Source organism: Klebsiella sp. 141203, from assembly GCF_032601985.1.
Classification (GTDB): domain Bacteria; phylum Pseudomonadota; class Gammaproteobacteria; order Enterobacterales; family Enterobacteriaceae; genus Klebsiella; species Klebsiella aerogenes.
The window spans coordinates 93,695-106,349 of sequence record NZ_JAQIRL010000007.1 but is presented as its reverse complement, the minus strand read 5'-3'; the positions used below and the strand labels follow the sequence as shown (position 1 = coordinate 106,349).

Sequence of the window (12,655 nt, the reverse complement as noted above, 5' to 3'; positions counted from 1 at the left end):
GCGCTGCGTCCGATCCGGGCGACAACAATACAGGGCATTACACTGCGGATCGCCACTCAAACCGCGGGCACAAAAAACCCGGCGTTGCTTGCGCTTGGCCGGGTCATTTATCGAACTACGCTTTTCTCATCATCAGCCAAAGGCTTATCAGGAAGAAGCTTGCGCTTGGCAGCAGCGCGCCGATTATCGGCGGTATGCCGTAAACCAATGTTAGCGGGCCAAATATCTGGTCGAGTACGTAAAAGATAAAGCCGAAGCTAATCCCGGTAACGACTCTCACGCCCATTGCCACGCTCCGCAGGGGACCAAAGATGAACGACAGCGCCATCAGCATCATCACGGCCACCGACAGCGGCTGGAAGATCTTGCTCCACATGTTGAGCTGGTAACGGCCAGGATCCTGGCCGCTGGACTTCAGATAGGTCACATAGTTATGCAGGCCGCTGATTGATAGCGCGTCCGGATCCAGCGCAACCACGCCGAGTTTGTCCGGCGTCAGTTTGGTCTTCCAGGTTCCGCTGACCATTTGCGTGCCGGTAACCTGTTTCGGATCGGTCAGATTAGATTCATCCACCTGCGACAGGCGCCAGATCTTGGCGTCATTATCAAACTTAGCGGAAGCGGCGTAACGGACAGATTGCAGACGACGGTTATCGTTAAACTGGTAGATACTCACCCCGCCCAGCTCATCGTTGCCCTTTACGCGTTCAATGTAGACAAAATTATGCCCGTCTTTCGCCCACAACCCCTGCTGGGTCGACAGCAGCGAACCGCCGTACATCTGCTGCGCACGATAGTTACGCGCCATCTGTTCGCCCTGCGGCGCCACCCATTCCCCCATCGCCATGGTCAACAACACCAGCGGGATCGCCGTTTTCATCACCGCCAGCGCCACCTGCATACGGGTAAAGCCGGAAGCCTGCATCACCACCAGTTCGCTGCGCTGCGCCAGCATACCCAGCCCCAGCAAAGCCCCAAGCAGGGCCGCCATTGGGAAGAAGATTTGCACATCTTTTGGCACGCTGAGAATGGTATAGAGTCCGGCTCCCAGCGCATCATAGCTGCCCTGCCCGGCTTTTTTCAGCTGGTCGACAAACTTAATAATGCCGGAGAGCGACACCAGCATGAACAGCGTCATCATGATGGTGTTGAAAATGGTTTTACCGATATAGCGGTCAAGTACGCCAAACGCCTGCATCACACCGCTCCTTTATTAAACCGGGCACGGAAACGACGCATCGGCACCGTATCCCACAGGTTAAGCAGCACCGCCAGCGCGAAGTAGAGCAGGTTCACGCCCCACATCCAGATGGCGGGGTCCATTTTGCCTTTACCCGCGTTCGATTTGATCGACGTTTGCAGCAGGAAGAACACCAGATACAGCAGCATCGCCGGCAGCATAGACAGCACGCGGCCCTGACGCGGGTTCACCACGCTGAGCGGGACAACCATCAGCGCCATCATGAACACCGCCGCCACCAGCGTAAATCGCCAGTGCAGCTCGGCGCGGGCGCGATCGGTGTCGGTATGCCACAGGGTGCGCATATTCATCTGTTCAGTGTCGCCAGGATCGGCCGCTACCGCCTGATGGCCAATAACCGCCTGGTAGTTTTTGAAGTCGGTAATACGGAAATCGCGCAGCATCGCCGTGCCTTCAAAACGCGTCCCTTGAGTCATCGTGACCACCTGGGAGCCGTCTTTTTTCTGCGACAGCTCGCCGGAATCCGCAACCACCACGGAAGGACGCGCGTTGCCTTTAGGCCTCAGTTGCGCCAGGAACACGTCGTTGAAGCGGTTACCGTTGACGTTTTCGATAAACAACACCGCGCTGCCGTCGCTGGCCTGCTGGAACTGGCCCTGAGCCAGCGCCGCCATTCCGGGGTTAGCTTTGGCTTCCGCCAGCACTTCGTCCTGATGGCGCGACGACCACGGCCCCGCCCACATCACGTTGACCGCCGCGACAGCGCCGGTAAACAGGGCAAGGATCATTGCCGCCTTAATCAATACGGCTTTACTCAAGCCGCAGGCGTGCATCACCGTAATTTCACTTTCGGTATACAGTTTGCCCAGCGTCATCAACAACCCGAGGAAAAGACTCAGGGGCAGAATGAGCTGCGCCATTTCCGGTACGCCCAGCCCTAACAGCGAGAGCACCAGGTTGGTCGGGATATCGCCATCTACCGCGGCGCCGAGGATCCTGACGAGTTTCTGACAGAAGAAAATCAGTAACAGGATGAATAGGATCGCCAACTGGCTTTTCAGCGTCTCACGAACCAGATATCTTATGATTATCACTATAAATACGCCCGTAAAAACCCGTCTTATTGCAGGAAAATTGCTTGTTTCATGGCTTAAACGTCATTTATTCTCTTTTGTCGTCGAAAACATCGCTAAGATTAAATGACTCATCGGTTCTGCGTATCAGGATCTTTTCTGACGAACCAAGGCCGTAATAACGTTAAGATTAACACGAAGTCACCGCAACAGCGGACATGAGTTACGAAAGCTTGCAATTATATACTCAATGGATTTCGAGTTGTAGAAAGGCGGCAGGACTGTGAAGCCCCAAAGCGGCATCAGCCAGCGTCAGGGGTAAGCAGGCGTAGCCAACGCATCTGCAACTGGAAAGGCGACGAGTATAGCCGTAGCCACCACTGTTGTCTTTAAGATTCAGGAGCATAGTGCATGGAGTTCAGTGTAAAAAGCGGTAGCCCGGAGAAGCAGCGGAGTGCCTGTATCGTGGTCGGCGTCTTCGAACCACGTCGCCTCTCCCCCATCGCCGAACAACTCGATAAAATCAGCGACGGTTACATCAGCGCCCTGCTGCGTCGCGGCGAGCTCGAAGGCAAGCCTGGCCAGACCTTGTTACTGCACCATGTGCCGAACATCCTGTCTGAGCGCATTCTGCTCATCGGCTGTGGTAAAGAGCGCGAACTGGATGAACGTCAGTATAAACAAGTTATTCAGAAAACCATTAATACTCTGAATGACACTGGCTCGATGGAAGCCGTCTGCTTCCTGACCGAACTGCACGTTAAAGGGCGCAACAACTACTGGAAAGTTCGCCAGGCCGTTGAAACCGCCAAAGAGACGCTGTACAGCTTCGATCAGTTGAAGACCAACAAAAGCGAGCCGCGTCGTCCGCTGCGTAAAATGGTCTTTAACGTGCCGACCCGCCGCGAGCTCACCAGCGGCGAACGCGCCATTCAGCATGGCCTGGCGATTGCCGCCGGCATCAAAGCGGCGAAAGATCTCGGCAATATGCCGCCGAATATCTGTAACGCGGCTTATCTGGCTTCCCAGGCGCGCCAGCTGGCTGACACCTACAGCAAGAACGTCATCACCCGCGTGATCGGCGAGCAGCAGATGCGCGAGCTGGGGATGAACTCCTATCTTGCCGTCGGCAACGGCTCGCAGAACGAGTCGCTGATGTCGGTCATCGAGTATAAAGGCAACCCGTCTGAAGACGCGCGCCCTATCGTGCTGGTCGGTAAAGGCCTGACCTTCGACTCCGGCGGTATCTCCATCAAGCCTGCCGAAGGCATGGACGAGATGAAGTACGACATGTGCGGCGCGGCGGCGGTCTACGGCGTAATGCGAATGGTTGCCGAGCTGCAGCTGCCGCTAAACGTCATCGGCGTGCTGGCAGGCTGTGAAAATATGCCTGGCGGTCGCGCGTATCGCCCGGGCGATGTTCTGACCACCATGTCCGGGCAGACCGTTGAAGTGCTGAATACCGACGCCGAAGGCCGTCTGGTATTGTGCGATGTGCTGACCTACGTTGAGCGCTTCGAGCCGGAAGCGGTTATCGATGTGGCGACGCTGACCGGCGCCTGCGTGATTGCCCTCGGCCATCACATCACCGGCCTGATGTCGAACCATAACCCGCTGGCTCATGAACTGATCGGCGCCTCCGAACTGGCCGGCGACCGCGCATGGCGTCTGCCGCTGGCCGACGAGTTCCAGGATCAGCTGGAGTCCAACTTTGCGGATATGGCCAACATCGGCGGCCGTCCTGGCGGCGCGATTACCGCTGGCTGCTTCCTGTCACGCTTCACCCGCAAGTACAACTGGGCGCACCTTGACATCGCCGGTACCGCCTGGCGTTCCGGGAAAGCCAAAGGTGCGACCGGCCGCCCGGTGGCGCTGCTGTCGCAGTTCCTGCTCAATCGTGCGGGTTTTAACGGCGAAGAGTGATTGCCGTCTGATGCCCGGTAGCGCTACGCTTACCGGGTCTACGGAATGATGCCGTTTGTAGGCCGGGTACGCGTAGCGCCACCCGGCTTTGCATTTAAATCCACAACAAGAAGCCCCATATATGAAAAACGCAACGTTCTATCTTCTGGACAACGAAGACACCGTCGACGAGCTCAGCGCCGTCGAGCAGCTGGTGTGTGAAATTGCCGCAGAACGTTGGCGCAACGGCAAGCGCGTCCTGATCGCCTGTGAAGATGAACAGCAGGCTATTCGCCTCGACGAAGCGCTGTGGACGCGTCCTCCGGAGAGCTTTGTGCCGCATAATCTGGCGGGCGAAGGCCCGAGAGGCGGCGCGCCGGTGGAAATTGCCTGGCCGCAAAAGCGCAACAGCAGTCCGCGGGATATTCTTATCAGCCTGCGGCTAAACTTTGCAGATTTTGCCACCGCTTTCACAGAAGTGATAGACTTTGTCCCTTACGAAGATTCTTTGAAACAACTGGCGCGCGAACGCTATAAAGCGTACCGCATGGCTGGTTTCAACCTGAACACGGCAACCTGGAAATAATGGAAAAGACATACAACCCACAAGATATCGAACAGCCGCTTTACGAGCACTGGGAAAAGCAGGGCTATTTCAAACCGAATGGTGATGAAAGCCAGGAGAGCTTCTGCATCATGATCCCGCCGCCGAACGTCACCGGCAGTTTGCATATGGGTCATGCCTTCCAGCAAACCATCATGGATACCATGATTCGTTACCAGCGCATGCAGGGTAAAAACACCCTGTGGCAGGCCGGTACCGACCACGCGGGTATCGCTACCCAAATGGTGGTTGAGCGTAAGATTGCCGCTGAAGAAGGTAAAACCCGCCACGACTACGGCCGCGATGCTTTCATCGACAAAATCTGGCAGTGGAAAGCGGAATCCGGCGGCACCATTACCCGTCAGATGCGCCGCCTCGGCAACTCCGTCGACTGGGAGCGCGAGCGCTTCACGATGGATGAAGGCCTGTCCAACGCGGTGAAAGAAGTCTTCGTTCGCCTGTACAAAGAAGACCTGATTTATCGCGGCAAGCGCCTGGTCAACTGGGACCCGAAACTGCGTACCGCCATTTCCGACCTCGAAGTGGAAAACCGCGAATCGAAAGGGTCTATGTGGCACATTCGCTATCCGCTGGCCGATGGCGCGAAAACCGCTGACGGTAAAGATTACCTGGTGGTCGCCACCACCCGTCCGGAAACCCTGCTGGGCGATACCGGCGTGGCCGTTAACCCGGAAGATCCGCGTTACAAAGACCTGATTGGTAAATTCGTAGTGCTGCCGCTGGTTAACCGCCGCATTCCAATTGTTGGCGACGAGCACGCCGACATGGAAAAAGGCACCGGCTGCGTGAAAATCACCCCGGCGCACGACTTTAACGACTACGAAGTTGGCCGCCGTCATCAGCTGCCGATGATTAATATTTTGACCTTTGATGGCGACATCCGCGAAAGCGCGGAAGTCTACGATACCAAAGGCAATGAATCCGACGTTTATTCCAACGAGATCCCGGCTGAATTCCAGAAGATGGAACGTTTTGCCGCGCGTAAAGCGATGGTTGCCGCCGTCGACGCGTTGGGCCTGCTGGAAGAGATCAAACCGCACGACCTGACCGTGCCTTACGGCGATCGCGGCGGCGTGGTTATCGAACCGATGCTAACCGACCAGTGGTACGTGCGTGCCGACGTACTGGCCAAGCCGGCAGTTGAAGCCGTTGAGAATGGCGACATTCAGTTCGTGCCGAAGCAGTACGAAAACATGTACTTCTCCTGGATGCGCGATATTCAGGACTGGTGTATTTCCCGTCAGCTGTGGTGGGGTCACCGCATCCCGGCATGGTACGACGATCAGGGCAACGTCTACGTTGGCCGCACCGAAGACGAAGTACGCCAGGAAAATAATCTCGGCGCCGACGTTGCCCTGCGTCAGGACGAAGACGTTCTGGATACCTGGTTCTCTTCCGCGCTGTGGACCTTCTCCACCCTCGGCTGGCCGGAAAACACCGACGCGCTGCGTCAGTTCCACCCGACCAGCGTGATGGTGTCCGGCTTCGACATCATCTTCTTCTGGATTGCCCGCATGATCATGATGACCATGCACTTCATCAAAGATGAAAACGGTAAGCCGCAGGTTCCGTTTAAGACCGTCTACATGACCGGCCTTATCCGCGACGACGAAGGCCAGAAGATGTCCAAATCCAAGGGTAACGTTATTGACCCGCTGGATATGGTTGACGGTATCACCCTGCCGGAGCTGCTGGAAAAACGTACCGGCAACATGATGCAGCCTCAGCTGGCGGAAAAAATCCGTAAGCGCACCGAGAAACAGTTCCCGAACGGCATCGAGCCACACGGCACTGACGCCCTGCGCTTTACCCTGGCGGCGCTGGCCTCTACCGGCCGCGACATCAACTGGGATATGAAGCGCCTTGAAGGTTACCGTAACTTCTGCAACAAACTGTGGAACGCCAGCCGCTTCGTACTGATGAATACCGAAGATCAGGATTGCGGTTTCAACGGCGGCGAGATGGTGCTGTCCCTGGCCGACCGCTGGATCCTGGCTGAATTCAACCAGACCGTGAAAGCGTACCGCGAAGCGCTGGATAACTTCCGCTTCGATATCGCCGCGGGCATCCTGTATGAATTTACCTGGAACCAGTTCTGCGACTGGTACCTTGAACTGACCAAGCCGGTCATGAACGGTGGCAGCGAAGCGGAGCTGCGCGGGACTCGTCATACTCTGGTGACCGTGCTGGAAGGTCTGCTGCGCCTGGCGCACCCGATTATTCCTTTCATCACCGAGACCATCTGGCAGCGCGTGAAAGTAATCTGCGGTATCACCGCCGATACCATCATGCTGCAGCCGTTCCCGCAGTACGAGGCTTCTCAGGTTGATGAAGCGGCGCTGGCCGACACCGAATGGCTGAAGCAGGCGATCGTCGCCGTACGTAACATCCGTGCGGAGATGAACATTGCGCCAGGTAAACCGCTGGAACTGCTGCTGCGCGGCTGCAGCAAAGATGCCGAGCGTCGTGTTAACGACAACCGCAGCTTCCTGCTGAACCTCGCGCGTCTGGAAAGCATCACCGTGCTGCCTGCCGATGATAAAGGTCCGGTTTCCGTGACCAAGATTATCGACGGCGCCGAGCTGCTGATCCCGATGGCGGGTCTTATCGACAAAGAAGCCGAGCTGGCGCGTCTGGCAAAAGAAGTGGCGAAAGTCGAAGCGGAAATCGGCCGTATCGAAAGCAAGCTGTCCAATGAAGGCTTTGTGGCCCGCGCGCCGGAGGCGGTTATCGCCAAAGAGCGTGAGAAGCTGGAAGGCTACGCGGAAGCGAAAGCGAAACTGATTGAACAGCAGGCAGTGATCGCCGCGCTGTAAAAACTCGCGATAGAAAAAAGCCGGAGCTTGCTCCGGCTTTTTTTACATTATAAGAACGGCAGGTTAGGTAAAAAACCGCTGCACAATTTACCAGCTACTGGCGGCTTACAGGCCTCATCTTGCTGCAGGTCGAGCGTTTCAAAGTCACCAATCACCTCAGTGTTGGCGGCAATATGGCGCATCAAATTAATCTTTAACCAAGGATACGCCAGACCCAATGTCAGCGGAGAAAGAAACGTCAGAGCCAATAAACGCGGAGCAAGGCCAAAAAACGTCAGGGTAGAACGAAAACGAATGCTGTCGCCAAGCACCAAATTATTCCACGCGTGATTACGTAAGGCCACCCGGACAAATGCCATGGCTAATACGATACCAATGGTGAGAGATAAATATCCACTCAATACCGCACTAAGATGCCGCAATGCCATAAACAGCGCTGTATTTTCATTACACATGCCGAACATACATCCTGTGAAAAATTGCATAAATGCGGAAATGAAAAAACCCAAAAACAGCACCATAAACGGCAACAAAATTACCGTTGCCCATAAAAACGCCACGATGCAACGCTTAGTGCTGATATAAATATTAAATTTAGTTTTACCTAAGTTTCCGCCTTTGCCGATCAGCTCAAGCCAGTGACTGTAAACCACCCCACTGGCGGCGGCCATGACACACAGTGCCAGTAAAAGCAGGGCAACGAAACCCACTAACATGCCATTTATGCTAAAACCTAACCAGAGACGGCTTCCGGGAATGAAGAGGATAACCGCCATTAGCACGACTATCAGCAAAGGTAACCCGAGCATAATCCACCATGCGCGCAGTAGATTACATTTAAACCCAAAACGAATATTAGCGAATGAGGTCATATTCGCGTGATAGCTTAACCCCTTCATTACCATGACCGGCAGCAGGATAAGAAATGCCAGCGTCTCGAGCCCTTCACTACCGGGAGAGAAAATGGCAAGCGCCAGACTAAGTAAAACCAGCACGATAAACATCAGCAGCCAGCTAAGTAAAATCGTGAAACCGCGCCCGTGGTAAGCAAAACGGTTACCGTTAACTTCCATATTTTCACAAAAATAACGGCGACTACGTACCCATGCCCAGGGAATGAATATCCCTAAAGTAATTACAGACAGTATAATATTAACCAAACAAATAAAAAAATAACTCTTTGCCCGACCGTGAAAAACAAAAAAATGACTACTGCTTTGTTTTTCCCCTGAAAAAATCTCCATACCTCGCCGTCCTTGCATTTTAAAGTATATATATAAATAATAAGCCAGAATAATTTCCATTAAGCATACAGAATATATTATCTGGAAATTACTCAGCAATATATTTATGCACATCTTGCGTCGATCAAAGAATAATGGTATTAAAACAATGTATGGTTATTTAAGCTAAAATTGAGTGATTCTATGAATCTTGCTGCGCCACAGACCTTTACTTTACGCCGCATTACGGCAGCAGATAATGCCGCCATCGCCCGAGTTATCCGCCAGGTCTCAGCGGAATACGGCCTGACCGCCGATAAAGGCTATACGGTCGCTGATCCCAACCTGGATGAACTGTACGAACTTTATAGCCAACCGGGCTCCGCCTATTGGGTTGTGGAGCAAAATGGCGAAGTGGTCGGCGGCGGCGGCGTGGCGGCGCTCTCATGTAGCGAGTCCGATATCTGTGAGCTGCAGAAAATGTACTTTATGACCTCGGCGCGCGGCAAAGGGCTGGCGAAAAAGCTGGCGCTGATGGCGATGGATTACGCCCGCGAACAGGGTTTTAAACGCTGCTATCTGGAGACCACCGCTTTTTTGAAAGAAGCGATTGGCTTGTATGAGCATCTCGGGTTTGAGCATATCGACGAGCCGCTGGGCTGCACCGGCCACGTCGATTGTGAAGTACGAATGTTGAAACCGCTTTAACGCCTCGCTACCGTAGGCGTCCCCGGTAGCGCTGCGCTTACCGGGGCTACAGAGTCCGGAAACCGCGGGCTACGGCGCCGTCGGTACGCCGCTGTGGAAGCGGAACTCGGACTCCGGGCGGAGAATCAATGCCGCTTCCGCCTCGCCAAGCTGGCGTACGCGCTCGCTGATATCTTCCCCCGCTATCTGCTGCGCCAGGTCCAGGTAATCCTGATAATGACGGGCCTCGGAGCGCAGCAACGACAGATAAAACTTCTGGAGATCATCATCCAGCCACGGCGCCAGCGCGGCAAACCGCTCACAGGAGCGCGCTTCGATATAAGCGCCGCAAATCAGCTTATCGATCAGCATCACCGGCTCGTGCGATCGCACCTCCCGGCGCATACCGCGGGCATAGTTGCTGGCGGTGATTTTGACGTAAGGGATATCTCGCGCCAGCATGATCTCGCGCACCTGCCAGAAGTGGTGCAGCTCCTCTTTGATAAGCAGAATCATGCTGTCGAGCAACTGTCTGCCCCACGGGTCGTTGGTTCGCGGCATAGCGCTTTTGTTGATCCGCTTATGCAGAGCGACAAAATCCGGCTCCGGCCCACGGCGATAGGTAAAGTCTTCGTACGGTTTCAGGCATTCCAGTAGCTCGTCGGCGCCGTCTTTATCGGCGACGTAGCGGCGCACCAGCAGCATGGCGTTTTGCGCCGCTTTCAGCTCGCATACCATGTGGTCGGTCAGCAGCAGCGGCAGGTTTTCCGGTTTACGGGCTTCGTCAATCCACGCCTGCGGCGTTGGGCAGTGCAGGAATGCTAAAATCGGGGAGAGTATTTGCGGGTAATCCATTGAAGCTCCAGGCTATACCCTAATCAGGACGGGTATATACGGCGGCAGACGCCGCCGTATCCGTTGACGACTTAGTGGCGTACGCCGTTGTCGTCTTCGTCAATTAAATCTTCGTCATCTTCGCCGTCATCGTCTTCGCCGTTCGGGTCTTCGTAATAGGTACCCCAACCGTCGTACTCGACGTTGAATTTTTCCGCCAGGTTCATCAGCTGTTCAACCTGGGCGTCGATCAGATCGGCGTTGAGCGCGCTTTCGCTCAGAATATCGCAGCAGATCACCACTTCGCCTTCTTCGACTTCCAGCTCTTCCGGCTCGGTGACTTCATAACCCATCTTGAAGGCCTCTACCGCCACTTTTTCCAACGTTTCGAAATCGTCGGCAGAGAGATGATGCTCAATGGTATACAGCGCGTCCGGATCGCTGCCATCTTCCAGCAGCTCTTCGATAATCAGACGCGTTTCCTCACGCTGCTCTTCCAGTAGTTCCGGGTTTGCCATGGCTCGTTCCTCATAATGTGCGGCAGATACTCCTATTGTCACATACCGCCGTGATTGCCTCCACCTTCTGTGTAAAAGATTTCTTACTCGGGGTTGCAAATGAATATTCATACATATAAAGTGAATTTTAATTCAATAGTGGCGTTTGCCAGGTGAGGGAATTATGTCCGCGTTATATCAGAAGCATTTCTTGAGATTACTGGATTTCACTGCTGCAGAAATTACCGGCCTTGTCGCTCTGGCCGCGCAATTAAAAGCCGATAAGAAAAACGGCATCGAGGCCCAGAAACTAAAGGGCAAAAACATCGCGCTCATCTTCGAAAAAGACTCAACCCGTACACGATGCTCTTTCGAAGTTGCCGCTTACGACCAGGGCGCCCGCGTGACCTATCTCGGATCCAGCGGTAGCCAGATCGGCCACAAAGAATCCATGAAAGATACCGCCCGCGTGCTGGGCCGCATGTATGACGGTATTCAATATCGCGGCTACGGCCAGGAGCTGGTGGAAACCCTGGCGGAGTATGCCGGCGTGCCGGTGTGGAACGGCCTGACCGATGAATTCCACCCGACGCAACTCCTGGCCGATCTGCTGACCATGCAAGAGCACCTGCCGGGTAAGGCATTTAATGAAATGACGCTGGTCTACGCCGGCGACGCGCGTAACAACATGGGTAACTCCATGCTGGAAGCCGCCGCGCTGACCGGGCTGGACCTGCGCCTGGTGGCGCCAAAAGCCTGCTGGCCGGAAGAGGGTTTAGTGGCGGAATGCACTGCGCTGGCGAAAAAGCACGGCGGCAATATTACCCTGACGGAAGATATCGCCGCGGGCGTAAAAGGCGCTGATTTCATTTATACCGACGTGTGGGTGTCGATGGGCGAGGCGAAAGAGAAATGGGCGGAGCGTATCGCCCTGCTGCGCGGTTACCAGGTGAATAAAACCATGCTGCAATTGACCGGCAACCCGCAGGTGAAATTCCTGCATTGTCTGCCCGCGTTCCACGATGACCAGACCATTCTCGGCAAACAGATGGCGGCGGAGTATGGGCTGCACGGCGGCATGGAGGTGACCGACGAGGTATTTGAGTCGCCAGCGAGCATCGTCTTCGATCAGGCGGAAAACCGCATGCACACCATCAAGGCTGTGATGGTGGCGACGCTTGGAAAATAGCCATTAACCACGGTAGATTCCCGGATAGCGCCAGGCGTATCCGGGCTACCCGTTTTAAGCCATCAATACCTTCACCACCGCTTTGCGCACCTTCGCCGGCGCCCCGACGGCACAGAGCGGTTTATGCACTTCGCCTGGATAAAACACCACAAAATCGCCCTCGTTAAGGATAACGGTTTTCTCCTGCGCGCCCTCGGCGAGGAAGGCGATGTCTTTGTCCGCCAGCCAGTCAATCTGCGGCTCGCCTGCGGGTAAGGTGCTGAAAGTCATCCCTTCCTGACCGCGAAGTACAATCTGGATATCCAGATAGCGGGCGTGAAACTCGGCGCGACGTTCGGCCTGCGGTTCGGTGCTGTCTTCAGAAATCAGATAGAACAGATTATTGCCGTCGATGTCGTGCTTGCCGAGCGGCGTCGACGCGCTAACGTGGGCTTTAACATGCTCAATCGCCTGACGCAGCGCGTCCGGCAGCCAGGATTGCAGATGATGAATGTTGCCGATAATCATAAGAGCCCTCAAATATAAAACAGCTTTTCATTTTGGTTTTATACGCCGCTTACCACTGCCAGACCACATTTTTATCGCGGTTTTTTGCGCTGGCGCAGCCT

11 protein-coding genes are annotated in these 12,655 nt (G+C 54.9%); 5 read left to right on the top strand and 6 right to left on the bottom strand.

What is annotated here, in order from left to right; translation table 11 throughout:
- Window positions 1-115 precede the first annotated feature (115 nt).
- Entirely contained in the window at window positions 116-1,198 is a 1,083-nt protein-coding gene (lptG, locus tag PGR29_RS22350) for an LPS export ABC transporter permease LptG (protein ID WP_087858348.1), read from the bottom strand.
- On the bottom strand, window positions 1,198-2,295 hold the full coding sequence (gene lptF / locus PGR29_RS22345; protein ID WP_213317475.1) for an LPS export ABC transporter permease LptF: 1,098 nt from the start codon (window positions 2,293-2,295) through the stop codon (window positions 1,198-1,200). Before lptF ends, lptG begins: the two co-directional genes overlap by 1 nt.
- Window positions 2,296-2,685: 390 nt before the next feature.
- Between lptF and pepA the strand changes: the two genes are divergently transcribed.
- The 3 genes from pepA (at window position 2,686) to PGR29_RS22330 (ending at window position 7,617) form a co-directional block, all read left to right on the top strand.
- On the top strand, window positions 2,686-4,197 hold the full coding sequence (gene pepA / locus PGR29_RS22340; RefSeq protein WP_008807121.1) for a leucyl aminopeptidase: 1,512 nt from the start codon (window positions 2,686-2,688) through the stop codon (window positions 4,195-4,197).
- A 121-nt stretch (window positions 4,198-4,318) separates the two neighbouring features.
- The gene (gene holC / locus PGR29_RS22335; RefSeq protein WP_020079783.1) at window positions 4,319-4,762 is read left to right on the top strand and encodes a DNA polymerase III subunit chi; all 444 of its coding nucleotides are present in this window, start codon (window positions 4,319-4,321) and stop codon (window positions 4,760-4,762) included.
- Window positions 4,762-7,617 (top strand): valine--tRNA ligase, encoded by a 2,856-nt coding sequence (locus PGR29_RS22330; RefSeq protein ID WP_015368547.1) that lies wholly within the window; start codon window positions 4,762-4,764, stop codon window positions 7,615-7,617. The genes holC and PGR29_RS22330 overlap by 1 nt, the downstream gene beginning before the upstream one ends.
- 47 nt (window positions 7,618-7,664) lie before the next feature.
- Here PGR29_RS22330 and PGR29_RS22325 read toward each other — a convergent pair whose 3' ends face one another.
- Window positions 7,665-8,861: a YjgN family protein gene (locus tag PGR29_RS22325; protein WP_316425325.1), complete on the bottom strand. Its 1,197-nt coding sequence runs from the start codon at window positions 8,859-8,861 to the stop codon at window positions 7,665-7,667.
- Window positions 8,862-9,044: 183 nt separating this feature from the next.
- Here PGR29_RS22325 and PGR29_RS22320 point away from each other — a divergent pair, with 183 nt between their 5' ends.
- Window positions 9,045-9,548: a GNAT family N-acetyltransferase gene (locus PGR29_RS22320; RefSeq protein ID WP_316425324.1), complete on the top strand. Its 504-nt coding sequence runs from the start codon at window positions 9,045-9,047 to the stop codon at window positions 9,546-9,548.
- 69 nt (window positions 9,549-9,617) lie between these two features.
- On the opposite strand, the gene miaE is transcribed toward PGR29_RS22320, so the two are convergent.
- Both miaE and rraB read right to left on the bottom strand, forming a co-directional pair.
- On the bottom strand, window positions 9,618-10,382 hold the full coding sequence (gene miaE / locus PGR29_RS22315) for a tRNA isopentenyl-2-thiomethyl-A-37 hydroxylase MiaE (RefSeq protein ID WP_087858343.1): 765 nt from the start codon (window positions 10,380-10,382) through the stop codon (window positions 9,618-9,620).
- A 71-nt stretch (window positions 10,383-10,453) separates the two neighbouring features.
- Entirely contained in the window at window positions 10,454-10,879 is a 426-nt protein-coding gene (rraB, locus tag PGR29_RS22310) for a ribonuclease E inhibitor RraB (RefSeq protein ID WP_015368550.1), read from the bottom strand.
- Between the two features lie 163 nt (window positions 10,880-11,042).
- On the opposite strand from rraB, the gene argF reads away from it, so the two are divergent.
- On the top strand, window positions 11,043-12,047 hold the full coding sequence (gene argF / locus PGR29_RS22305; protein WP_316425322.1) for an ornithine carbamoyltransferase: 1,005 nt from the start codon (window positions 11,043-11,045) through the stop codon (window positions 12,045-12,047).
- A 54-nt stretch (window positions 12,048-12,101) separates the two neighbouring features.
- Here the strand turns inward: argF and PGR29_RS22300 are convergent, their stop codons facing one another.
- Window positions 12,102-12,554, bottom strand: coding sequence for a YhcH/YjgK/YiaL family protein (locus tag PGR29_RS22300; protein ID WP_213317470.1), 453 nt, complete (start codon window positions 12,552-12,554; stop codon window positions 12,102-12,104).
- Window positions 12,555-12,655: the final 101 nt, after the last annotated feature.

Excerpts from the sequence above, each read along its gene's own strand:
- lptG (WP_087858348.1), bottom strand. The coding sequence starts at position 1,198 with ATGCAGGCGTTTGGCGTACTTGACCGCTATATCGGTAAAACCATTTTC.
- pepA (WP_008807121.1), top strand. The coding sequence starts at position 2,686 with ATGGAGTTCAGTGTAAAAAGCGGTAGCCCGGAGAAGCAGCGGAGTGCC.
- holC (WP_020079783.1), top strand. The coding sequence starts at position 4,319 with ATGAAAAACGCAACGTTCTATCTTCTGGACAACGAAGACACCGTCGAC.
- PGR29_RS22330 (WP_015368547.1), top strand. The coding sequence starts at position 4,762 with ATGGAAAAGACATACAACCCACAAGATATCGAACAGCCGCTTTACGAG.
- PGR29_RS22325 (WP_316425325.1), bottom strand. The coding sequence starts at position 8,861 with ATGGAGATTTTTTCAGGGGAAAAACAAAGCAGTAGTCATTTTTTTGTT.
- PGR29_RS22320 (WP_316425324.1), top strand. The coding sequence starts at position 9,045 with ATGAATCTTGCTGCGCCACAGACCTTTACTTTACGCCGCATTACGGCA.
- miaE (WP_087858343.1), bottom strand. The coding sequence starts at position 10,382 with ATGGATTACCCGCAAATACTCTCCCCGATTTTAGCATTCCTGCACTGC.
- rraB (WP_015368550.1), bottom strand. The coding sequence starts at position 10,879 with ATGGCAAACCCGGAACTACTGGAAGAGCAGCGTGAGGAAACGCGTCTG.
- argF (WP_316425322.1), top strand. The coding sequence starts at position 11,043 with ATGTCCGCGTTATATCAGAAGCATTTCTTGAGATTACTGGATTTCACT.
- PGR29_RS22300 (WP_213317470.1), bottom strand. The coding sequence starts at position 12,554 with ATGATTATCGGCAACATTCATCATCTGCAATCCTGGCTGCCGGACGCG.